Below are 20,925 nucleotides of genomic sequence, written 5' to 3' on the forward strand. Positions count from 1 at the left end.
CGAGGGTGTGGGCGGGGATGCTGCAACATTCATGTTTGACCGCTTCTCGGAAAGTCGCATTAGGGATACGTCAACGGCCGTTATGGTTCAGTGCTCCAGCAGGGCGCCGACGTGGGCCAGGCTGCATTGTCGTAATGCTTCCAGGTCGTAACCGCCCTCCAGGGTGGATACCAGACGGCCGTCGGCGTGGCGGTCGGCAATCTCGCGCAACTGCCCGGTCAACCAACCAAAGTCGTCGGCATGCAGGCGAAGGCTGGCCAGCGGGTCGCGCCAATGAGCGTCGAAGCCGGCCGATATGAACACCATCTGGGGCCTGAAACCAGCGACGGCGGGCAACAGGTGCTCCCGCCATGCGGCGCGGAACACATCGCCATCGGCCGCTTCCGGCAACGGCCAGTTGAGTATGTTGCCGATGCCGCGTTCACTGGTCAGTCCCGTATGCGGATACAGCGAGGACTGGTGGGAGGAGACGTACATCACGCGCGCATCGGCCTGGAAGATCGCTTGGGTACCGTTGCCGTGATGGACGTCAAAATCGATCACCGCCACCCGCCGCAAACCGTACTGTTCGCATGCGTGAGCTGCGGCAACGGCAACGTTGTTGAACAGGCAGAAGCCCATCGCAACCCGGTCGGTGGCGTGGTGTCCGGGAGGGCGGACAGCACAAAATGCACGGCGGGCCTGGCCGGCCATCAACGCATCAACCGCCGCGATACCTGCCCCGGCGGCATGCAGGGCCGCTTGTGCCGAGCCGGCGCCGAGCAGCGTGTCCTGGTCGAGAGCGACGGGTGCAGCATCCGGCAGGACCACGGTATCGAGCACTTGGCGCAGCAGGCCGGGATGGTGGACGCGGAGCAGTTGGCTACCGGTGGCAGCGGGTGCCTGGTGCCACGGCAGGTCCGGCCAGACCTCGCTGATCGCCTCGATAACGGCTTGCAGACGGGCAGGGCTTTCGGGGTTGCCGGCGCCCGGCAGATGCCCGAGACAGGCCTGATGGGTATACAGGTGCAGGTCGGCGGCATTCACGGCTGCCGCCACCGGCTCAGGTCTTGCGACGCTCGTGTTGCCATGTGACTTCACCGTGGCCACTGGCGCGGGCGAGGACGCGACACAGGACGAACAACAGGTCCGACAGCCGGTTCAGGTAGCGCACCGCTTCGGGCCGGACGCTCTCGTCGCGTGACAGGGTGATGGTGGCACGCTCGGCGCGACGCACCACGGTGCGGGCGATGTGGCACCGCGCCGAGGCCTCGCCACCACCGGGAAGAATGAACTCCTTCAAGGCGGGCAGGTCCTGGTTGAACTGGTCCAGGTGTTGCTCCAGACGGTCCACGTCGGCATCGGTGATCGCCGCGTGGCCCGGAATGCACAGCTCGCCACCCAGATCGAACAACTGGTGCTGGACCGCGATCAGCAAGGTCCGGATGTCGTCCGGGACCTCGCTGGCCAGGACCAGTCCGATCGCCGAGTTGGCTTCATCGACGGTGCCGTAGGCGTTGACCCGCGCCGAGTCCTTTGCCACCCGGCTGCCGTCACCCAGTCCGGTGGAGCCATCGTCACCGGTCCTGGTGTAGATCTTGGAGAGACGATTGCCCACGGTCGCCAATCAGACCGTCTGTGCGTGCAGCGAGGGAAGGCGCGAGCGCAGCAGCGCGAAACCGCCGAACAGGATTGCCGAGTAGAACAGCGTACCCAGCACCGACCACTGGAAGAACGGGATGCCGGCGGCATAGGCCGCCGTCAGTCCGGCAACCGTCTTGGGATACATCGGATCGGCCAGGAACGCGCCGAAATTGGTGATGACGAAGAACAGCACCGAGCCCGCCAGCGAGTAACCCAGCACGGTGCCGCCGCGAACCTTGCCGCGCAGCCCAAAGCCCATTACGGCGGTCACTACGATGCAGGCGTAAACCAGCCAGATGCCGATGCCGTTGAACCAACTCGCATACAAGCCGCCGTTGAGCGATGCCAGCACCAGATCCGACAGGAACAGGCCAATCAACGGCACCAGCAACGCCCAGCTGCGGCTGGCGAAATAGGCGCCGCCAAACAGTGCGATTGCAGTCACCGGCGAGAAGTTCGGTGGATGTGGCAACACCCGGGTGAGCGCGGCGAGCAGGATCAGCCCGACCAGCACCAATGGGCCGACGGCGAACAGGGAAACAGGGGATTGGGAAGGTTTCATCGTGATCTGGGTGCGGGACGACGGAGCCGTTAGCATAGCGCAATGGCTGCCAGTTCCCGATCCGTCGAAACCCTGCCCGAAGAGGCTTGTGTGCCTCCTGCGGCGTCGCATGATGTGTTGATCATTGGCGGTGGCCTGGTGGGCTCCAGTCTGGCCATCGCGCTGGAACAGGTGGGGGTCGACGTCGGACTGGTGGAGGCCGTGGCGCCGGCAGACCCGTCGACAGCCGCGCAGGCCAGCGTTTTCGATGAGCGCAACCTCAGCTTCGCCGAGGCGACCGTGAATGCGCTGACGGCGCTGGGAGTGATGCAGGAGCTGCGTGCACCGGGCGGGGCTATCGAACGGATCCACGTCAGCCGCCGCGGGGATTTCGGACGCAGCCTGCTGCGTGCCTGCGACCATGGCCGCAGCGAATTTGGCCGGGTGGTGGTCGCACGCGATTTTGGCCAGGCGCTGGAAGCACGGCTGTCCGGACTGTCCGGTTTGACGCGATATCGTCCGGCGCGTTTCCAGACGCTGGAACCGGACCAGGAAGGGTTTCGGGCTGTACGGATCGCCGACGACAGCGGTGAGCACTTGTTGCGGGCGCAGCTGCTGGTCGGCGCCGATGGCACGCGCAGTGCGGTGCGCGAGAGCCTGGGTATTGGCGCCCGGGTGCACGACTACCAGCAGACCCTGTTTGTCACCCGGATGCGGCCCGAACGCGCGCCCGACGGCACCGCCTATGAACGTCTGGGTGCGTCCGGTCCGACCGCCTTGCTGCCGCGGGGTGATCGTCATTACGGATTGGTGCACGCGGTTGCACGCGACGATGCGGAGGCGGTCGCGGCGCTGGACGAAGCCGCGTTCCTGGCGCGGGTGCAGGCGGCGTTTGGCTGGCGGGCCGGACGTTTCCTGGCGTGTGGCCCGCGGGTGGCCTACCCGGCCATCCGGGTGCTGGCCGAGCGCACACACGCCCATCGCGCCTTGTTGGTGGGTAATGCCGCGCAGACCATCCATCCCCTGGGCGCGCAGGGCTTCAATCTGGGATTGCGTGATGCACTGATGCTTGCCGAGCTTGTTGAAGCGGCGCGCCGGGCGGACCCGATGGCTGATTGCGGCGCCACCGGCCTGCTGGCCACCCATGCGCAGCGGCGTGCGCAGGATCGCCGGCGGACGCTGGAGTTTTCCGATGGACTGACACGGATCACGACGAACCCATCGCCACTGCTGAGGCCGCTTCGCAGCCTCGGATTGCTGGCGATCGATCAACTGCCGTCCTTGCAGGCGAGCCTGGTGGCCGGTGCGTTGGGCTACCGCGGCGACGTGCCCGCGTTGTCACGCCGCCGGGTGGATGACGCATGAGTCGGCGCGGGATGCTCGATGCGGTGGTGGTGGGTGCCGGCGTGGTCGGCTCCGCCGCGGCGTTGGCGCTCGCCCTGCGCGGGTTGCGCGTTGCATTGGTGGAAAACCGCCAGCCGGCCCCATGGCGACGCGATGCACCAGATCTGCGGGTGTTTGCCTTCGCGCCCGACAACGCGGCCCTGCTGGACCGGCTGGGGGTGTGGAATGCGATCACCAGCGCACGCATCCAGCCCTACCGCGAAATGCGTGTCTGGGACGCGGCTGGCGGCGCGCCGCTGGTATTTGATGCCGACCAGCTGGCGCGGCGTGAGCTGGGCTGGATCGTCGAGAACGGGTTGCTGGTTGACCGACTCTGGAACGCCTTGCCGGGGGCCGGAGTGCAACTGCTTTGTCCCGAGCAGGTCACGTCACTGGAGCAGGACGCCGACAGCGTGAATCTCGGATTGGCGTCGGGCGGTCGCCTGCGCGCACGCCTGCTGGTGGCCGCCGACGGTGCCGATTCGCAGCTGCGCGCACTGGCCGGGATCGATGCCCCGCGGCACGATTACCACCAACGTGGGCTGGTGGGGTTCATCCAGCATGAGCGTGCGCATCAAGCGACTTGCTGGCAACGGTTCCTGCCGGGCGGGCCGTTGGCGTTCCTGCCATTCAGCGACACCGATGATGGCCAGCCGCGCAGCTCGATTGTGTGGACCTTGCCGGAAGATGAAGCCGCGCGGCTGTTGGCGGCCGATGACAAGACGTTCCTGGCCGAACTTGGGCGGGCGTTCGACGGGCCGCTCGGAGCGCTGCTTGCGGTGTCCAAGCGGGCTGCGTTCCCGTTGCGCCGGCAACTGGCCACCACCCAGCTGGCTGGGCGGATGGTGCTGGTGGGCGACGCCGCGCACGCGGTCCATCCACTGGCCGGGCAGGGCGTGAACCTGGGTTTGCGCGATGTCGCCGGCCTGGATGCGATGCTGGCCGGGACGATTGCCGGCAATGGCGATCCGGGAGCGGGCAGTCGCCTGCAACGTTGGGACCGTCAGCGCCGAAGCGACAACACGATTTCAGCGCACGCCTTCGAGATGATCAACCGGATGTTTTCCAACGATGCGGTCGCGCCCACGTTGTTGCGCGGGCACCTGCTCGGCCTGGCCGGGCGCATGCCGCCGCTGACCCGGGCACTGTGGCGTCACGCGGCCGGGCTGCGGGACTGATGGTGGTTGTCTGTTTCAGCGCTTGGGCATCGCCAGCACGGTGATTTCTTCACGATCGTGAAACAACTGGCGGGCACGGATGACCATCGGCCGGTGGGTCTGGTGCTCGAAGGCCTCCAGGCAGATCCGGGTCTCCTCCCAGCGCTTCTTCATCGGCAGCTTCAGGTTGAACACCGCGTACTTGCACCAGCCTTCGCGAAACCAGGTTGCCATGCGGTCAGCGACCCGGCGCGGTTGTTCGACCATATCGCAGACCATCCAGTCGACCGGGCGTCGCGGCTGCCACTGGAACCCGTCGGCGCGTATGTGTTCGACCCGGCCGCTTTCCAGCAACTGCTCGCGCATCGGGCCGTTGTCGACGGCGGTGACCAGCATGCCGTGGCGCACCATCACCCAGCTCCAACCGCCCGGCGCCGCGCCCAGGTCGACGGCCTGCATGTTGTCGCGCAGCAACCCCTTGCGTTCGTTGTCGTCCAGCAGCGTCAGCAGCGCCTCTTCCAACTTGAGTGCGGATCGGCTCGGGGCGTCGGCGTGCATCCGCAGCCGCGGAATCCCCAACGGCCATGGCGAGCTGTCCGCCGGCGTGCTGGTGGCCAGCACCAGATGGTGGCCGCCCAGGAAAACCACGTGCAGTCGCGGCCGGCGCAGGTCCTCCTTCGCGCTGAGCCAACCGGCCTTGCGCAGCGCCGGGCGCAGCGCGTTGCCGAAACTGCGGGCCAGCCCGGCCAGCGGCTTGCCGGCATCCGAGTCGGGATGTTCGACCCACAAATCGCCAAATCGCGGCTGGCCCTGGTTCGCGTTGGGCAGCTCTGCCAGCGCAGCAAGCAGCGGAGTGATCCGGTCGGTGGGATCCAGCGCGCGCAAGTCGGCCAGTCGCAACAGCTTCTGGCGGGCGAATACCAGTTGGTCCAACGGCACCGCGCGCGAAAGCGCCAACGCGTCGGCGGTGATGAACTCGACATAGCCGTTGCCACGCTCGGCACGCGCGTAACCCGACACGCCGACAAGGGCGGCCCGCTCGGTGAGCTCGGCAGCCAGTTCCGGTTCGAACCCGGCGCGGCACCAGCAAAAAAGTGCATCGGCCATGTCAGTACCCGACCCCGCCGAGTTGCGCATAGCTGGCCAGTACTTCGCGCGCGGCAGTTCGATGCAGGTCGCGCACGACCGCGATGCCGCGTCGCTCCAGCTCACCCACCCAGTCGCTGGGCAACGGGCCTTCGTCGAACTCGGTCAGCTCCTCAACGTCCTCGCTGCGTGCGCCGATCAGCAACCGGTCGATGCCGGCCCAGATCGTCGCCCCATAGCACTGGCAGCAGGGTTGCGCGGAAGTCGCCAAGGTGATTGGTCCGGCGCTGACCCCGGGTTCCACCTGGTTGAGTCGGCTGCGCTGGGTGCGCTGCTGGGCCAGCATGTAGGCCATGGTTTCAGCATGTGCCAGCGAACAGGCCTGGGGGACCACCCGGTTGACCCCGATGGCGAGGATGCGGTCGTCGCGGTCGAACACCGCCGCACCAAACGGACCGCCGCTGCGGGCATCGATGTTGCGCCGGGACAGGTCGATGGCCAGCGCAACCTTGGCGTCGTCACCGGTGTAGGTGGCGGCGGTATCGATCGCTCCGTGGACCCAGACCGGCAAGGTCAGGTGGATTTGTGCGTACAGCATCGGCAGGTCTCCATTATTTCAACCGGGCCTGGTTGCTGCCCTGGCACCGGTTATTCACGCATTGGCAATGGCTGATCGCCGGGAAGCCGCAGACCGAAGCCATGCCGGTGCTCGCGCATTGTGCCTGCACGCGGGCCGGGTCGGTCGGGCTGTCGAGGTTGACGCATGAGGGGTAATAGCCACAGCAGTTGCCGACGTTCTTTACCGTGCAATCGGCGTCGCTGTGGCAACTGCGGTCGATCTGGACCGGGTTGCCGGTGATGATCCGCCCGACACTGCTGGCGGGTGCCGGCGTGGGTGAGCGATGACCGTCGATCGTGGGTGGGGCGCTGCAGCCGGCCAGCATCAACAACAGCAATAGCCATGGTACGAAAAATCCCGGGGTGCGTTTGCTCTGTCTTGCTGGCAGGCAGTGACTCAAACCTTGTTGGCCCAGATGTCGCGCAAGGTGACACTGCGGTTGAACACCGGCTTGCCGGGCGCATGGTCGCGGCGATCGGCAACAAAGTAGCCCACGCGTTCGAACTGGAAGGTCTGCTCCGGTGCGGCCAGGACCACCGAGGGCTCCACCTGCCCGGTCACGGTGCGGCACGAATCGGGGTTCAGGTGATCCTGGTAGGTCTTGCCGTCATTGTCGTTGTCCGGGTCCGGTACCAGGAACAGGCGGTCGTACAGGCGGATTTCCGTGGCGATCGCGTTGCGGGCACAGACCCAGTGGATGGTGCCCTTGATCTTGCGGCTCGCGCCTTCCAAGCCGGGCCGGGATTCGGGGTCGAGGGTGGCGTGCACTTCGATCACCTGTCCCTGCTCATCGCGCACGACACCGGTGCAGCGCACGATACCGGCACCGCGCAAGCGCACCTCGCCCCCCGGGACCAGACGTCTGAAGCCCTTGGGTGGCACTTCGGCGAAATCATCGCGCTCGATCCACAACGCATTCGAAAAGGGCACCTGGCGCGAACCGAAGTCCTCATCCTTGGGATGGTTGGGGAAGGTGAGCGACTCGGTGTGGTCGTCGGGCAGGTTGTCGATGACCAGCTTCAACGGATCCAGTACCGCCATCCGACGGGCCGCAGTGGCATCCAGGTCCTCGCGCAGGCAGCCTTCCAGTACCGAGAAATCGATCATCGAGTTCTGCTTGCTGACACCCAGCCGGTCGACGAACAGACGCACAGACGAGGGCGTGTAGCCACGGCGGCGCAGTCCCAGCAAGGTGGGCATGCGCGGGTCGTCCCAGCCATCGACCAGCCCGGACTGCACCAGCGCCATCAGCTTGCGCTTGCTCATCACGGTGTAGTTGATGTTCAGGCGCGAGAACTCGATCTGGCGTGGCTTTGCGGCCTCCAGCGGCAGGCCGTTGGAGGTCAGCGGCTTCAGCAGGTCGGGGTGGCCGGCCAGGTCGACCTGGTCCACGCACCAGTCATACAGGGGGCGGTGGTCTTCGAATTCCAGCGTGCACAACGAATGGGTGATGCCCTCGATTGCATCACCCAGTGCATGGGCGTAGTCGTACATCGGGTAGATGCACCACGCGTCGCCGGTGTTCTGGTGCGGCACGTGCTTGATCCGGTAGATCGCCGGGTCACGCAGGTTGATGTTGCCGCTGGCCATGTCGATCTTCGCCCGCAGGGTGCGCGCGCCGTCGGGGAACTCGCCGGCACGCATGCGGCGGAACAGGTCGAGGTTCTCGTCGATGCTGCGGTCGCGGAACGGCGATGGCCTTCCGGGCTCGGTCAGGCTGCCGCGGTACTCGCGTATCTGGTCGGCGCTGAGGTCGCACACAAAGGCATCGCCCTGGGCGACCAGCTTTTCCGCCGCCAGGTAGTACACCTCGAAATAGTCGGATGAGTGGCGCAGTTCATTCCACTGAAAACCCAGCCATTGCACGTCTTCCTGGATCGCGGCGACGTACTCGAGGTCTTCGCGTGTCGGGTTGGTGTCGTCCAGGCGCAGGTTGCACACGCCGCCGAATTCCTTGGCGATGCCGAAATCCAGGCAGATCGCCTTGGCATGGCCAATGTGCAGGTAGCCGTTGGGCTCGGGTGGGAAGCGGGTCTTGATCGCCGTGTGCTTGTCGCTGGCGATGTCGTCGCGGACGATCTGGCGGACGAAGTCCTGCTTGAGGGGTGTGCCCGGATCAATGGTGGGGGACGTGGACTCAGACATGCGGCGCATCGGGGAGACGAAGGGGAAGCGACAAGTCTAGCCGGTGTCAGGGCACGGTTCCCGTTGTTGTCACGGCATTGTCGTGGTGCGCGGTATGCTCGGCTGCAATGGCATCACGCCTATTACATCACGCCTATTACATCAGGCCTATTGTGGAGCGTACCGATGAGGGTCGTATATGAAGCTGCCGGGATCATTGACGCCCATCTGATCCGTCACGCGCTGGAAGCGGCGGAGATTCCGGTGTTCATCAAGGGCGAAGCCTTGCTCGGCGGCATGGGCGAGCTTCCGATGTTCGGCCTGGTCCAGGTCTGTGTGCCGGATGCGGCCTGGCTTGCGGCGCGCGAGGTGGTGGAAACGGTTGGCCTGGGCGCACCGGTCGCGCTGGGCGAATCGGACCAGGACCATTGGCAGGCAGGCGCCGCACCCGCGGTGGGATGAGAGCGGCTGCCGCGCGTTCAGCCGAGCGCTGGGTCAGGCTTCGGTGCTTCCAGCAGCGCGGCTGGCAATCGGCGCAAGCTTTGTGCGACCTGTTCCAGCAGCGGGCCCATTGCGGAGGTCTTGCGCCATACCATCGCGATGCGGCGGTGCGGCGATTCACCCCTGAAGGGCAGTAGCGCGATATCCGGAGACGGCGGTACCGGCGGCTGGGTCGCCAGTACCGGCAGCAACGTCAGCCCGACCCCGGCGGCCACCATCTGTCGCAAGGTCTCCAGACTGGTCGCACGAAACCCGTCACGCTCCCCGGCGCCGGCCATACGGCAGACATCCAGCGCCTGGTCGCGCAGGCAATGGCCTTCTTCCAGCAGCAGCAGCGGGACATGGTCAAGGTCGCTGATCGCCAGCGATTTTCGCGCTGCCAGCGGATGTCCACGGGGCACCGCCAGCAGGAAAGGTTCATCAAACAGCGGTTGCACATGCAACTGTTCGTCGTGGACCGGCAGCGCGAGCAGGGCCGCGTCCAGTCGCCCCTCGTGCAGGCGCGCCAGCAGGGCGTCGGTCTTCTCCTCCACCAGCAGCAATTCGAGCCGGGGGAAACGCTCGCGCAGTGACGGCAGCACGTGCGGCAGCAGGTAGGGGCCGAGGGTCGGGAACATGCCCAGGCGGATACTGCCGGCCTCCGGGTCCTGGCTGTGACGGGCGATCTGGGTCATCTGTTCGACATTGGCCAGCGCCTTGCGTGCGCGCTCGACGATCTCGCGCCCGATCGGGGTCAGCATCACCTTGCGGGGTGCGCGCTCGAACAGCACCACTCCCAGTTCCTCCTCCAGTTTCCTGATCTGGGTGGACAAGGTGGGCTGGCTGACGAAGCTGGCCGCCGCCGCGCGACCGAAGTGCCGGTGCTCGGCCAGTGCCACCAGGTATTTGAGATCGCGCAGGTTCATGGGGTGCCTCGCTCACGCCGCGTCGCGCCGGCTTGGCAGAGCCGGTGCGACGCGACGCGTGGGTCAGATCAGGCGACCGCGGCTTCTGGCTGCGGCACGGAGTGGGCGGTTGCCGGGGCCGGCGTCCGGATCAGATGATCGAACGCGCTCAGGGCAGCCGTGGAGCCTGCCCCCATCGCGATCACGATCTGCTTGTACGGCACCGTGGTCGCGTCACCGGCGGCGAACACGCCCGGCATCGAGGTGCCGCCGCGCTCGTCGATGACGATTTCGCCGCGTGGGGACAGTTCCAGGTCGCCCTTCAGCCAGTCGGTGTTGGGCAGCAGTCCGATCTGCACGAAGATGCCGTCCAGGTCGACCTGGTGGACTTGCTCGCTCACGCGGTCCTTGTAGACCAGTGTGGTGACCTTCTTGCCGTCGCCCAACACCTCGGTGCTCAAGGCGCTGACGATGATGGTCACGTTGGGCAGGCTGCGCAGCTTGCGTTGCAGGACTTCGTCGGCGCGCAGCTGGCTGTCGAACTCGACCAGGGTGACGTGCTTGACGATGCCGGCCAGGTCGATCGCGGCCTCGACGCCGGAGTTGCCGCCGCCGATCACCGCCACGTCCTTGCCCTTGTACAGCGGGCCATCGCAATGCGGGCAATAGGCGACGCCCTTGTTGCGGTATTCCTCCTCGCCGGGAACACCCATCTGCCGCCAGCGCGCGCCGGTGGACAGGACCACGCTGCGTGATTTCAGCGACGCGCCGTTGGCCAGTTGCACCTCGACCAGCCCACCGGGTTCGCTCGCCGGGATCAGCTTGGTCGCGCGCTGCAGGTTCATGATGTCGACGTCGTATTCCCTGACGTGCTGCTCCAGCGCGGCGGCCAGCTTGGGGCCTTCGGTGTAGGTGACCGAGATGAAGTTCTCGATTGCCATCGTGTCCAGTACCTGGCCGCCGAAACGCTCGGCCGCCACGCCGGTGCGGATGCCCTTGCGCGCGGCATAGACCGCTGCCGCCGCGCCGGCCGGGCCGCCGCCGATCACCAGCACCTCGAACGGCGCCTTGGTCTTGATCTCCTCGGCCGCGCGCTGCCCGGCACCGGTGTCCAGGCGGGCGACGATCTGCTCGACCGTCATCCGGCCGGTGTCGAAGGCCTCATCGTTGAGCAGTACGGTCGGCACCGACATGATCTCGCGCGCCTCGACCTCGTCCTGGAACAGTGCGCCGTCGATCGCGACGTGGTGGATGTTGGGATTCAGCACGCTCATCAGGTTCAGCGCCTGCACCGTGTCCGGGCAACTCTGGCACGACAGCGACATGAAGGTCTCGAAGCGGTACTCGCCTTCCAGGTCGCGGATCTGGTTGGCTTCTTCCTCGGAGATCTTCGCCGGATGGCCGCCGACCCACAGCAGCGCAAGCACCAGCGAGGTGAACTCGTGGCCCATCGGGATCGCGGCAAAGCCGACGCTGACGTCGGTACCGATGCGGTTGATCGTGAACGACGGCTTGCGCGGCTGCGAATCGTCGCGGCGCAGGCTGATCTTGTCGGACAGCGCGGCGATGTCGTTGAGCAGGGTGTTGAGCTCCTGCGACTTGTCGCCATCGTCGAGCGAGGCGACCAGCTCGATCGGCTGGACCAGCTTCTCGAGATAGCCCTTCAATTGGGTCTTGAGGTTGTTGTCAAGCATGGCAATGGCTCCATGAAGGCGAAAAATGATGGCTCGGGTGCTTGCAGAAGCGGCCTGGGGCGAGGGGAGGGAGCCGGAGAGAGTGTTCCGGCAACGTCCCAGGCCGCTGATGCAAGCAACCGGATAAGCAAGGTGCGGATTCCGGTGGGCCGGATCGACGCGGCGGAGGGCCGGGCGACTTGCGCCCGGACTCCGTGTCACATGAAGCGGGTGGAGACTTTGGAGAAGCCCTGCCAACTCGCTTTTGATTGTCACTTCCGTAGCGACCGTTACTCCCGTAGGACCGTCACTCCCGTGGGACCGTCACTCCCGCGCAGGCGGGAGTCCAGGGACGTTGCCAATCGACGACTTGACGTCCATGGATCCCCGCCTTCGCGGGGATGACGGCTTACTGTCAGGTGACGGTGCGCTGCCAGGTGACGGTGTGCTGTCAGATGACGGTGTGCTGTCAGATGACGGTGTACTGCCAGATGACGGTGTACTGCCAGGTGACGGTGTACTGCCAGGTGACAGTTTGTTGCGGGGTGACGATCCGTTGCCGGGTAACGGCAACGGTTCAGGCGATCCTTAGATCTTGCCGACCAGGTCCAGTGACGGCTCCAGGGTCTTCTCGCCTTCCTTCCACTTGGCCGGGCAGACCTCGTTCGGATGGGCGTTGACGTACTGGGCGGCCTTGACCTTGCGCAGCAGCTCGGACGCGTCGCGGCCGATGCCGCCGGCGTTGATCTCGATGATCTGGATCTTGCCGTCCGGGTCGATCACGAAGGTGCCGCGATCGGCCAGACCAACGTCCTCGATCATCACCTCGAAGTTGCGGGTGATGGTGCCGGTCGGGTCGCCGACCATCGTGTACTGGATCTTCTTGATCGCCTCGGAGCTGTCGTGCCAGGCCTTGTGGGCGAAGTGGGTGTCGGTGGAGACGCTGTAGATCTCCACGCCCAGCTTCTGGAACTCGGCGTAGTTCTCGGCCAGGTCTTCCAGCTCGGTCGGGCAGACGAAGGTGAAGTCGGCCGGGTAGAAGAATACGACCGACCACTTGCCCTTCAGGTCGGCGTCGGAGACTTCAATGAACTTGCCGTTCTTGAACGCCTGGGCCGTAAACGGCTTGATTTCGGTATTGATCAGAGACATCAATGGATCCTCGGGTTGGTTGATGAACAGGAGAGAGTGAAGCCATCATAGATCGGCCGTTTTGATTGTTCAAATCGATTGAATTTATCATTGCAATAGATCGTAACTATCAATGGAGTGCTGATGCCTGAACCGATGGCAGTGGGCGGATCACGTCTGGATCCCCGGAGCGTCGCTGTGGGCGCAGCCGATGGAGTACCAGCACGCTCCAGTCCAGATCGCGGTGATCCGCTCGTTTATCAAGTGAAGCCGCGCCAAACCCCCGCTTTTTTCCGGAACCTAGGGTTGTCTCCGGTACGATGCGGCTGGTTAAGCACGCCGATTTAAAACACACCAATGCTGGAGCCCGATGGCACGCATAGACCACACGCTGCGCGCGGCACGGTCGGGGATCGAGCCCGGCGAGGCGGAGTTGTTGCTCGCCCACGTGCTGGGGCGGCCCCGAAGCTGGCTGTACGCCCATGGCGACGATTCGCTGGATGAGCAGAACTCGGCGCGGTTCGAAGTATTGCTGACGCGGCGCCGCGCGGGCGAGCCGGTGGCCTACCTGCTTGGCCAGCGGGGGTTCCGGGACTTCGACCTGCGGGTGGGCCCGGCAGTGCTGATCCCGCGACCCGAGACCGAGTTGTTGGTTGAGCTGGCATTGGACCGGTTGCCCGACACAGTGGTGCTTTCGATTGCGGACCTGGGTACCGGTAGCGGTGCCATCGCGATTGCCTTGGCACGTGAACGGCCACTGGCGCGCGTGGTTGCCACCGACGCCAGTGCGGATGCGCTGCAGGTCGCGATCGACAATGCGGGCCGGTTGGGCATGCCGAACATCGAGTTTTCACAGGGGGATTGGCTGACCCCGCTTGCCGGCGCAAGCTTCAACTTGATCGCAAGCAATCCGCCTTACATCGCCCAGGCCGATGTCCATCTGGGCCAGGGCGACTTGCGTTTCGAGCCGCGCGGGGCGCTGGTCTCCGGCGAAGACGGACTGGACGCGCTGCGGGTGATCACCCGCGATGCGCCGCAGCACCTGATGCCGGGTGGCTGGCTGTTGCTGGAGCACGGTTGGGACCAGGGCGAACGCGTACGCGGGATGCTGGCTGAGGCCGGACTGGTCGAGGTGGCGACCGTCGCCGACCTGGAGCAACGCGATCGCATCAGTCTGGGTCGCAAGCCGGATTGAACCGGTTGGAAGACCGACTTCGCGGGTTGGTGGGCAACGTGCTCAAGACGCACCGGTCGGCTCGGGGAGTGCGGCAACGTTGAGGCCTCGTTAGACTCGGGCCATCTTTCCAGCGAGCGTCAGCATGCGCAGCCTATACCCCGAGATCCAGCCTTACGACACCGGCACCATCGAGGTCGATGAACGCCACACCTTGTACTACGAGCAGTGCGGCAATCCCGACGGCAAGCCGGTGGTGTTGCTGCACGGTGGCCCGGGCGGTGGCTGCAGCAGCAAGATGCGGCGCTTCCACGATCCGGCCAGGTACCGGATCATCCTGTTCGACCAGCGTGGCAGCGGCCGCTCCACGCCGGCCGCCGACCTGGTCAACAACACCACCTGGCACCTGGTGGAGGACATCGAGAAGTTGCGGGTCAAGTTGGGCGTGGACCGGTGGCAGGTGTTCGGTGGCAGCTGGGGCTCGACGCTGGCATTGGCCTACGCCGAGAAGCACCCCAAGCGGGTGACCGAGCTGGTCCTGCGCGGGATCTTCATGCTGCGGCGCTGGGAGCTGGAGTGGTTCTACCAGGAAGGTGCCAGCCGCCTGTTCCCGGAGGCCTGGCAGCACTATGTGCAGGCGATCCCCGAGGTCGAGCGCCACGACCTGATCAGTGCCTTCCACCGTCGACTGACCAGCAGCGACGAGAAGGCCCGGTTGGACGCCGCCAGAGCCTGGAGCGTGTGGGAAGGCGCGACCAGCTTCCTGCATGTCGACGAGGATTTCACCACCAGCCACGAGGACCCGGAGTTCGCACTGGCGTTCGCCCGGATCGAGAATCACTATTTCGTCAACAGCGGCTTCTTCGAGGTGGACGACCAATTGCTGCGTGACATCGGCAACATCGCCGATATACCCGGCATCATCGTGCATGGCCGCTATGACGTGGTCTGCCCGGTGCAAAACGCCTGGGATCTTCACCAGGCCTGGCCGAAGGCCGAGTTGTCGATCAGTCCGGCCTCGGGCCATTCGGCATTCGAGGCTGAAAACGTCGATGCGCTGGTACGGGCGACCGACGGCTTTGCCTAGCTCGCGCTCAGGCCGGGTTGGCGGGTGAACCGTCCGGGTTGCGATCAATCATCCACAGCCCGGCCCACAGTTTCAGGTCCAGTTCGAAGCCTTCGCGCTGCTTCTGTATCAGCCATTGCGGGACCTGCGGACGCGGGACCTTGTGCACGGTGATGTCTTCGTTGTCGACGCCGCCGCCTTCACCGACCTTGACCAGGTCCGACGCACGCACGAACGCGATGCGCTCGCTGCTCATCCCCGAAGAAGTCGGCCCGGTGAGCAGCACGTCGACGCGACCGGGCTCCCAGCCAGTCTCCTCGACCAGCTCCCGATGCGCGGCGCTGGCCAGGGTGTCCTCGGCATGGTCATCGCCGACCAGCCCGGCGGGCATCTCAATGGTGCGGGCGCCAAGCGGCACCCGGTATTGCTCTACGAACAACACATGGTCATCGGGCGTGACGGCGATGATGATCACCGCCATGCCGTTGCCGTGGGTGCGCTCGGCATACTCCCAGCGGCCGCGACGGACCATGCGCAGCCATTGGCCGTCGTAGAGGATTTCGGGAGTTTCGTCATGGTCGGTCATGGTTCGATGCTAACCGCGCCTTGACGCTAAAACACGGTTTGCCTTCAGGCAGGGGCGAATTCAAGGCCTGCGGCGTTGTAGAGCCGGCGGCGGGTCATCGGGCCGAAGCGCAGGCCATTGCACAAGGCCCCCAGGGTCGCGCCATCGGCGCTGTTGCGCAGGAAATGTTCCTGGCTGCCTTCCAACGCCACGTCGCAGGCGATGGTGGACAGTTGCCGGCACAGCAGGGCTTGCTCGCGATGCATGCGCAGCCGTTGCGCGCAGGCTTTGGCCCCACGCAGGCGCAGGAACGGGACTTCCTCGACGCGTTCGAGCAAGGCGTCCAGGGTGTCAAAGTGCGCCAGCAATGCCGCGGCGGTTTTTGCGCCAATCCCCGGTACCCCGGGAATGTTGTCCACCGCGTCGCCGCACAGCGCCAGGTAGTCGGCCATCTGTCGCGCCTGCACCCCGTGCCGGGCCGGCACCCCGTCCGCACCCCAGCGCTGGCCACGGGCAAAATCCCACTGCTCGTCGTGCTCGCCAAGCAGTTGCGACAGGTCCTTGTCAGCTGACACGATCACCGACCGGAAACCGTGCGCCCGTGCCTGCACGCAGGCGCTGCCAATCAGGTCGTCGGCTTCGTAATGGCGGTGCCCCAGTACGCTCAGCCCGAGCGCCGCGCACAAGGCCCGGCACTGCCCGAACTGGCGCCTGAGCTCTTCCGGTGCGGGGTCGCGGTTGGCCTTGTAGGCTGGATACAGCAGGTTGCGAAAACACGAATCCAGTGCCTCGTCGAAGGCCACCGCGATGTGCTGCGGCCGGGTCCGGTCCAGCAGCTCCAGCAGGAACCGGGCGAAGCCGTGCACCGCGTTGGTCGGCCAGTCGTCGGCGTCGCGGAACTCATCGGGCATCGAGTGCCAGGCCCGGAACACGTACAAGCTGGCGTCGACCAGATAAAGGGTGCGGGTGGGCACGGCGGTCGAAGCGCTCAAGGTGTCCACTGGGTGAGCAGCTCGGCGGGATCGGGGCGCTTGCGTTCAGCCGCTTGGCGGGAAGGAGTCCCCAGGTGGATGAAACCGATAACGTGTTCCGTTTCATCCAGGCCCAGCAGGCTGGCCACGTCCCGGTCGTAGGCGGCCCAGCCAGTCAGCCAGCAGCCACCGAAGCCGATTGCCTGCGCAGCCTGCAACAACGCAAAACCGGTGCAGCCTGCGGTGAGCAGGCGTTCCTGTGCGGGGATTTTTTCATCCGGCCCCAGTCGGGCGACCAGGACCACGATCACCGGGGCATGCAGGTAGCGATCGCGGTCCTTGGCGATGGCCGCCTCGCTGGCTTGCGGGTCGGCGGCCAGGTGACGCGCCGCCAGTTGCTCACCGAACACGCGACGTGCCTCGCCGCGGATGGATACAAACCGGAACGGTACCCTGGCGCCGTGGTCGGGCACGCGTGTCGCGCTGCCCAGCAGGCGCAGCAAGGTAGCCGGGTCGGGGCCCGGCTCGCCCAACAGCATGAAAGGCACCGAGCGGCGGGCATCCAGTGGCGCCAACGGGTTGGGTGGCTGTGAAGGGCTAATGTGATAAGTATTGGTGCGGCTGGCGGACATGCATCACAGTTTGATGAAGGTAATGATTGGCTGACGTATCTTGCCACTAAGCTGCGTAGTGCGTCCGTTGAGACGAGTCAACGTCACACCAACCTCGGAGTAGGCGTGCCTATCCAACCATCGCGTGGCGTCAACGCCGTGCCAACTGATCCTACCCGGGTGCTTGAACAGATCAAGCGACTGGTGCTGGAGCATCTGGGTGGGCTGCCTGGGGAGTTTTACGGGCCGATCGAGGAGACGTTGAATGCGGCAGCCGTGGGTGGCGATGACGCCCATGCCGGACAGGTCGTCTATCAGAGCCAGTCGGCATTGTGGGTGTTGCGCCAACATCATGCAGCCCAGGTGATGCGCTACCGGCAGCAGATCGCGCAGGGGTTCGACGATTTCCGCTCGCCGCATGCTCGCAATCAAGGCGACCAGCCATTGGGCCTGATCGCTGATACCCAGATCGATTTCCACCTGGCAGGGCAAGCGCTCGTCACAGTGCTTCAACACGATTTTGAAGAGCCCCTGGAGGTGATGGACCGGCGCCTGGGACTGTTGGCCGCTGCGCTTGGCGTGGAAGCCAGCGTCAACCCGATCGGTCCGCTACGGCTGGCCAACACCTTCGTAGAGACCTTCAGCGACGAGCAGATTCCCGAGATCCTGCGCGGGCACCTGTTCGGCCATTACCAACACGAGTTGATCCGGACGTTGGACGAGATATACGCCAAGGCCAATACCCTGTTGGCAACGGCGGGCTATGGCATGGCGGAAGTGCCTCGCCGAGCACCGATTTCCGCCGGGTCGCGGTCGCCGGCGTCATCGGGTCGCAGTGAATCGAGTCATGGCGAATTGGGTCATGGCGAATCCGGTCATGCGGATGGGTCTGACGGACGAGGCGGACGAAACTACGACGGTCACGGCCACGCAGACCACATCGGACATGGTGGACACGGCGGGTACGGCCATCAGGCGGGCAACGGTCGCGTAGCGGGGTCAGATCAGGGTTACGGACGTGATGGCCCAGCAGGGCAGTCAGGACAGGCAGAGCAAGCAGGCCATGGCCATCGCGGTCAGGCTGGCGTCGGTGCAGGTATCGGCGGCGATTCCGCTACCCCGCACGAACTGGGTGAGCTGCGCAGCATGCTGCATGCATGGCGAGAGGGCGCTTTGAACAGCCCCGCCGAGCCGACCAGCCAGGCGAAAACGGACGCTTCGTCGCAATGGCACGAGTTGCGGCTCGATGAGGTGGTCAGTGTCGCCTCGCTGCTGCAGGCCGAGCCCGCCGATGCTTTCGCCCGTGCGCTGGCGGGGTCCGGGACATTGGCCGATGTGATCCGGCAACAACTCAGCGGTGGTTCGCGCCGGCTGGGACTGGATCCGCAACGGATCCGCTTCAGCACCGAAGACGAGGATGCGATCGACCTGGTCGGACTGGTGTTCGACTCGCTGTTCCACAGTCAGCAATTCGAGGCCCCGGCGCGGCGGGTGTACGCGCGCCTGGTGTTGCCTTTTGTCAAGGTGGCGTTGACGGACCAGCAGTTGTTCGTGCAGCCGGGGCATCCGGCGCGGCGACTGTTTGACTCGATCACCGAGGCGATCGCCGGCAATCGCGGCGAGACCGCCCATGAGCGTGAGCTGCTGGACCGGGCGACCGCCATCTCGCAACGCGTGGTCGCCGAGTACAACGAGGATCTGGCGATTTTCGAGATCGCCCACCATGAGCTGGACACGATGTTGCAGCAGCAACGGCGACGCATCGAATTGCAGGCCGAGCGGGCGGCGAAGGCGACCTATGGCCGCGAGCGGCTGAACCACGCGCGCGAGTACACCGACACCCTGTTGTCACGTCGTCTCGCCGCTCCGCCGTTGAGCCCCGCTGTGGCCGAGTTCCTGAGTACGACCTGGCGACATCATCTGGTCCAGGTGCTGCTGCGCGAAGGGCCCGACAGCGAGCAGCTGGTCGAGGCGATCGCGCTGGGCGACTCGTTGGTGGAGGCAGACCGGATCGCCGCAGAAGGCCGTGGTCGCGATCTCGCCCGCCACCTGCTGGCAATAGAGCCGGCGATCAGCACCTGTCTGGCCAGCTCCGGGCTGGGTCACAGCGCTGCCGAGCATGGTTTGGCGGTATTGGTGAAGGGGTTGGTCTATCCCAACACGCCACGCGATCTGCATCCAGCGCCCCCCAGTGAGGCCGAGGAGGATGCGCAGGAGAAGTACCTGTGGCTGGACAAGGGGGAGCGACTGGAATTTGATCCTTCCCAGGCCGATCAACTGCGTTCGCTGGCCGTGGGCAGCTGGTTGCAAGTGACCGATATCCGGGGCAACTCCAGCGCGGCGAAGATTGCCTGGGTCAGTCCGGTCACCGGACGCCGGCTGTTGGTCAGCCGTCGGGGCGTGCGGCTGTTGGTGGCGTCCGTCGAGGAACTGGCGATGCTCGCCGGAGTGGGTCGATTGCGGACGGGTTGTGAGCCGACGGCTTTCGAGCAGGCGATGCAACACGTGCGGGTGCAGCTCGATCGGGCCGCCCATACCCACTGAACACCTGGTTGGGGCTTCGCCGCCGAGGGCGCATCGCGCTGACGAGGGTCATTGGTTACGATGATCCAACCTCGGCAAGGAAGTATGTGCATGACCGCGACGGCGATAACCATTGGCGTGGCAAGCGAGACTGCCCCCGGCGAACGCCGTGTTGCGTTGACCCCTGAAACCGCGAAAAAACTCACTGCCGCCGGTGCCAAGGTGCGCATGCAACGTGGTGCAGGGTCGCGAGCAGGCTTCGACGATGAGGCTTACCGGCAAGCCGGGGTTGAGCTGGCGGATGATGCCGAGTCCACGCTGCGCGACGCGGACCTGGTCCTGTGCGTACAGGCACCGCCGGTGGAATTGCTGGGGCAGTTGCGCCGCGGTGCCGCGCTGGTCGGCCAGATCGCGCCGCAGGCAGATACTGCGCGCGCCGAAGCAATCACCTCGCGCGGGTTGCGGGCCTTTCCGCTGGAGCGCCTGCCTCGAACCACCCGGGCGCAGGCGATGGACGTGCTCAGCTCGCAGGCCGGCATGGCCGGTTACAAGGCCATGTTGATCGCCGCCCAGCTCAGTCCACGTTTCTTCCCGATGCTGACCACCGCGGCGGGAACCATCCGGCCCTCCAAGGTGCTGGTGGTCGGGGCGGGAGTGGCCGGCCTGCAGGCGATCGCGACCGCCAGGCGTCTGGGCGCACAGGTGGAGGGTTTTGATGTCCGTCCTGAAACCCGCGAGCAGATCGAATCATTGGGAGCCAGGTTCCTCGACCTGGGGGTCAGCGCGGCCGGTGAGGGTGGGTATGCGCGTGCACTGACCGATGAGGAGCGCGCCGAGCAGCAGCGTCGGCTCGGCGAACACCTCAAGGTGGTGGATGTCCTGGTCACCACGGCGGCCGTACCTGGCCGGCCTGCGCCGAAGATCATCAGCGAGGCCATGGTGGCGGGAATGAAGCCCGGGAGCGTGATCGTCGACCTGGCCGCCGAGACCGGTGGCAACTGCGAGTCGACCCGGCCGGGCGAGACCATCCAGGCGGACGGCGTCACCATCGCCGGGCCGCTTGACCTGGCCAGCAGTGGTGCGACCCACGCCAGTGAGATGTTTGCCCGCAACGTATTCAACTTCGTCGGCCTGTTCCTTGTCGACGGAGCCATCCAATTCGACTGGGACGATGAATTGCTGGCGAAAACCGTATGGCCGGAGCGACCAGCGGCGGCTTAGACACGGCGATGGCCCGCGCTATCGCGAGTCTTTTCGATGTGTGCCAGCCGCCCGGGTGAGCACGTCCGCGAC

Annotated in this window: 20 protein-coding genes; 7 read left to right on the top strand and 13 right to left on the bottom strand. The window is 65.6% G+C overall.

Annotated features, from left to right (window positions below; translation table 11 throughout):
- Positions 1-87: 87 nt before the first annotated feature.
- Genes ACW7G6_RS09455 through ACW7G6_RS09465 form a run of 3 tightly spaced genes read right to left on the bottom strand, consistent with a single transcriptional unit; the run spans position 88 to position 2,185 of the window.
- On the bottom strand, positions 88-1,011 hold the full coding sequence (locus ACW7G6_RS09455) for a histone deacetylase family protein (protein ID WP_456998161.1): 924 nt from the start codon (positions 1,009-1,011) through the stop codon (positions 88-90).
- A gap of 31 nt (positions 1,012-1,042) precedes the next feature.
- Positions 1,043-1,597, bottom strand: coding sequence for a cob(I)yrinic acid a,c-diamide adenosyltransferase (locus ACW7G6_RS09460; RefSeq protein ID WP_456978434.1), 555 nt, complete (start codon positions 1,595-1,597; stop codon positions 1,043-1,045).
- Positions 1,598-1,606: 9 nt separating this feature from the next.
- Positions 1,607-2,185 carry a DUF6580 family putative transport protein gene (locus ACW7G6_RS09465; RefSeq protein ID WP_456978435.1) on the bottom strand — a complete coding sequence of 193 codons (579 nt, stop codon included), beginning with the start codon at positions 2,183-2,185 and terminating at the stop codon, positions 1,607-1,609.
- 42 nt (positions 2,186-2,227) lie between these two features.
- On the opposite strand from ACW7G6_RS09465, the gene ubiH reads away from it, so the two are divergent.
- Together ubiH and ACW7G6_RS09475 are read left to right on the top strand one after the other, a co-directional pair.
- The gene (ubiH, locus tag ACW7G6_RS09470) at positions 2,228-3,529 is read left to right on the top strand and encodes a 2-octaprenyl-6-methoxyphenyl hydroxylase (protein WP_456998110.1); all 1,302 of its coding nucleotides are present in this window, start codon (positions 2,228-2,230) and stop codon (positions 3,527-3,529) included.
- On the top strand, positions 3,526-4,725 hold the full coding sequence (locus ACW7G6_RS09475) for an FAD-dependent oxidoreductase (RefSeq protein WP_456978437.1): 1,200 nt from the start codon (positions 3,526-3,528) through the stop codon (positions 4,723-4,725). Before ubiH ends, ACW7G6_RS09475 begins: the two co-directional genes overlap by 4 nt.
- A 15-nt stretch (positions 4,726-4,740) precedes the next feature.
- On the opposite strand, the gene rlmM is transcribed toward ACW7G6_RS09475, so the two are convergent.
- The 4 genes from rlmM to ACW7G6_RS09495 form a co-directional block, all read right to left on the bottom strand.
- The gene (rlmM, locus tag ACW7G6_RS09480) at positions 4,741-5,811 is read right to left on the bottom strand and encodes a 23S rRNA (cytidine(2498)-2'-O)-methyltransferase RlmM (protein ID WP_456978438.1); all 1,071 of its coding nucleotides are present in this window, start codon (positions 5,809-5,811) and stop codon (positions 4,741-4,743) included.
- A gap of 1 nt (position 5,812) precedes the next feature.
- On the bottom strand, positions 5,813-6,388 hold the full coding sequence (locus ACW7G6_RS09485; RefSeq protein ID WP_456978440.1) for a nucleoside deaminase: 576 nt from the start codon (positions 6,386-6,388) through the stop codon (positions 5,813-5,815).
- Positions 6,389-6,401: 13 nt separating this feature from the next.
- Positions 6,402-6,734 carry a hypothetical protein gene (locus ACW7G6_RS09490; protein ID WP_456998162.1) on the bottom strand — a complete coding sequence of 111 codons (333 nt, stop codon included), beginning with the start codon at positions 6,732-6,734 and terminating at the stop codon, positions 6,402-6,404.
- A gap of 71 nt (positions 6,735-6,805) precedes the next feature.
- Positions 6,806-8,554: a glutamine--tRNA ligase/YqeY domain fusion protein gene (locus tag ACW7G6_RS09495; protein ID WP_456998111.1), complete on the bottom strand. Its 1,749-nt coding sequence runs from the start codon at positions 8,552-8,554 to the stop codon at positions 6,806-6,808.
- Between the two features lie 165 nt (positions 8,555-8,719).
- On the opposite strand from ACW7G6_RS09495, the gene ACW7G6_RS09500 reads away from it, so the two are divergent.
- Positions 8,720-8,995 (top strand): putative signal transducing protein, encoded by a 276-nt coding sequence (locus ACW7G6_RS09500; RefSeq protein WP_456978442.1) that lies wholly within the window; start codon positions 8,720-8,722, stop codon positions 8,993-8,995.
- A 17-nt stretch (positions 8,996-9,012) separates the two neighbouring features.
- On the opposite strand, the gene ACW7G6_RS09505 is transcribed toward ACW7G6_RS09500, so the two are convergent.
- The 3 genes from ACW7G6_RS09505 to ahpC form a co-directional block, all read right to left on the bottom strand.
- Positions 9,013-9,939 (bottom strand): LysR substrate-binding domain-containing protein, encoded by a 927-nt coding sequence (locus tag ACW7G6_RS09505; protein ID WP_456998112.1) that lies wholly within the window; start codon positions 9,937-9,939, stop codon positions 9,013-9,015.
- Between the two features lie 68 nt (positions 9,940-10,007).
- Positions 10,008-11,612, bottom strand: a complete 1,605-nt coding sequence (ahpF, locus tag ACW7G6_RS09510) for an alkyl hydroperoxide reductase subunit F (RefSeq protein ID WP_456998113.1) — start codon at positions 11,610-11,612, stop codon at positions 10,008-10,010.
- 567 nt (positions 11,613-12,179) lie between these two features.
- Positions 12,180-12,743 carry an alkyl hydroperoxide reductase subunit C gene (gene ahpC, locus ACW7G6_RS09515; RefSeq protein WP_456978445.1) on the bottom strand — a complete coding sequence of 188 codons (564 nt, stop codon included), beginning with the start codon at positions 12,741-12,743 and terminating at the stop codon, positions 12,180-12,182.
- A gap of 349 nt (positions 12,744-13,092) precedes the next feature.
- Between ahpC and prmC the strand changes: the two genes are divergently transcribed.
- Both prmC and pip read left to right on the top strand, forming a co-directional pair.
- Positions 13,093-13,917, top strand: a complete 825-nt coding sequence (gene prmC, locus ACW7G6_RS09520; protein WP_456978446.1) for a peptide chain release factor N(5)-glutamine methyltransferase — start codon at positions 13,093-13,095, stop codon at positions 13,915-13,917.
- Between the two features lie 124 nt (positions 13,918-14,041).
- Positions 14,042-14,983, top strand: a complete 942-nt coding sequence (pip, locus tag ACW7G6_RS09525; RefSeq protein WP_456998114.1) for a prolyl aminopeptidase — start codon at positions 14,042-14,044, stop codon at positions 14,981-14,983.
- A gap of 7 nt (positions 14,984-14,990) precedes the next feature.
- Here the strand turns inward: pip and ACW7G6_RS09530 are convergent, their stop codons facing one another.
- From ACW7G6_RS09530 to ACW7G6_RS09540, 3 genes are read right to left on the bottom strand one after another with little or no spacing between them, the layout of a single operon-like run.
- Positions 14,991-15,548: an NUDIX hydrolase gene (locus ACW7G6_RS09530; protein WP_456978448.1), complete on the bottom strand. Its 558-nt coding sequence runs from the start codon at positions 15,546-15,548 to the stop codon at positions 14,991-14,993.
- 44 nt (positions 15,549-15,592) lie between these two features.
- Positions 15,593-16,519, bottom strand: a complete 927-nt coding sequence (locus tag ACW7G6_RS09535; protein ID WP_456978449.1) for a 5'-3' exonuclease — start codon at positions 16,517-16,519, stop codon at positions 15,593-15,595.
- Positions 16,516-17,130 carry a nitroreductase family protein gene (locus ACW7G6_RS09540; RefSeq protein WP_456978450.1) on the bottom strand — a complete coding sequence of 205 codons (615 nt, stop codon included), beginning with the start codon at positions 17,128-17,130 and terminating at the stop codon, positions 16,516-16,518. The genes ACW7G6_RS09535 and ACW7G6_RS09540 overlap by 4 nt, the downstream gene beginning before the upstream one ends.
- Before the next feature lie 138 nt (positions 17,131-17,268).
- On the opposite strand from ACW7G6_RS09540, the gene ACW7G6_RS09545 reads away from it, so the two are divergent.
- Positions 17,269-19,653, top strand: coding sequence for a DUF1631 family protein (locus tag ACW7G6_RS09545; protein ID WP_456998115.1), 2,385 nt, complete (start codon positions 17,269-17,271; stop codon positions 19,651-19,653).
- A gap of 90 nt (positions 19,654-19,743) precedes the next feature.
- Positions 19,744-20,853 carry an NAD(P) transhydrogenase subunit alpha gene (locus tag ACW7G6_RS09550; RefSeq protein WP_456998116.1) on the top strand — a complete coding sequence of 370 codons (1,110 nt, stop codon included), beginning with the start codon at positions 19,744-19,746 and terminating at the stop codon, positions 20,851-20,853.
- The last annotated feature ends 72 nt before the right edge of the window (positions 20,854-20,925 follow it).

This window comes from Lysobacter sp. A421, from assembly GCF_054052145.1.

What these genes read in the sequence shown, in the direction of transcription:
- ACW7G6_RS09530 (WP_456978448.1), bottom strand. Translation starts at nt 15,548, where the DNA reads ATGACCGACCATGACGAAACTCCCGAAATCCTCTACGACGGCCAATGG.
- ACW7G6_RS09505 (WP_456998112.1), bottom strand. Translation starts at nt 9,939, where the DNA reads ATGAACCTGCGCGATCTCAAATACCTGGTGGCACTGGCCGAGCACCGG.
- ahpF (WP_456998113.1), bottom strand. Translation starts at nt 11,612, where the DNA reads ATGCTTGACAACAACCTCAAGACCCAATTGAAGGGCTATCTCGAGAAG.
- ACW7G6_RS09485 (WP_456978440.1), bottom strand. Translation starts at nt 6,388, where the DNA reads ATGCTGTACGCACAAATCCACCTGACCTTGCCGGTCTGGGTCCACGGA.
- rlmM (WP_456978438.1), bottom strand. Translation starts at nt 5,811, where the DNA reads ATGGCCGATGCACTTTTTTGCTGGTGCCGCGCCGGGTTCGAACCGGAA.
- ACW7G6_RS09550 (WP_456998116.1), top strand. Translation starts at nt 19,744, where the DNA reads ATGACCGCGACGGCGATAACCATTGGCGTGGCAAGCGAGACTGCCCCC.
- prmC (WP_456978446.1), top strand. Translation starts at nt 13,093, where the DNA reads ATGGCACGCATAGACCACACGCTGCGCGCGGCACGGTCGGGGATCGAG.
- ubiH (WP_456998110.1), top strand. Translation starts at nt 2,228, where the DNA reads ATGGCTGCCAGTTCCCGATCCGTCGAAACCCTGCCCGAAGAGGCTTGT.
- ACW7G6_RS09475 (WP_456978437.1), top strand. Translation starts at nt 3,526, where the DNA reads ATGAGTCGGCGCGGGATGCTCGATGCGGTGGTGGTGGGTGCCGGCGTG.
- ACW7G6_RS09465 (WP_456978435.1), bottom strand. Translation starts at nt 2,185, where the DNA reads ATGAAACCTTCCCAATCCCCTGTTTCCCTGTTCGCCGTCGGCCCATTG.
- ACW7G6_RS09490 (WP_456998162.1), bottom strand. Translation starts at nt 6,734, where the DNA reads ATGCTGGCCGGCTGCAGCGCCCCACCCACGATCGACGGTCATCGCTCA.
- ACW7G6_RS09540 (WP_456978450.1), bottom strand. Translation starts at nt 17,130, where the DNA reads ATGTCCGCCAGCCGCACCAATACTTATCACATTAGCCCTTCACAGCCA.
- ACW7G6_RS09495 (WP_456998111.1), bottom strand. Translation starts at nt 8,554, where the DNA reads ATGTCTGAGTCCACGTCCCCCACCATTGATCCGGGCACACCCCTCAAG.
- ahpC (WP_456978445.1), bottom strand. Translation starts at nt 12,743, where the DNA reads ATGTCTCTGATCAATACCGAAATCAAGCCGTTTACGGCCCAGGCGTTC.
- pip (WP_456998114.1), top strand. Translation starts at nt 14,042, where the DNA reads ATGCGCAGCCTATACCCCGAGATCCAGCCTTACGACACCGGCACCATC.
- ACW7G6_RS09500 (WP_456978442.1), top strand. Translation starts at nt 8,720, where the DNA reads ATGAGGGTCGTATATGAAGCTGCCGGGATCATTGACGCCCATCTGATC.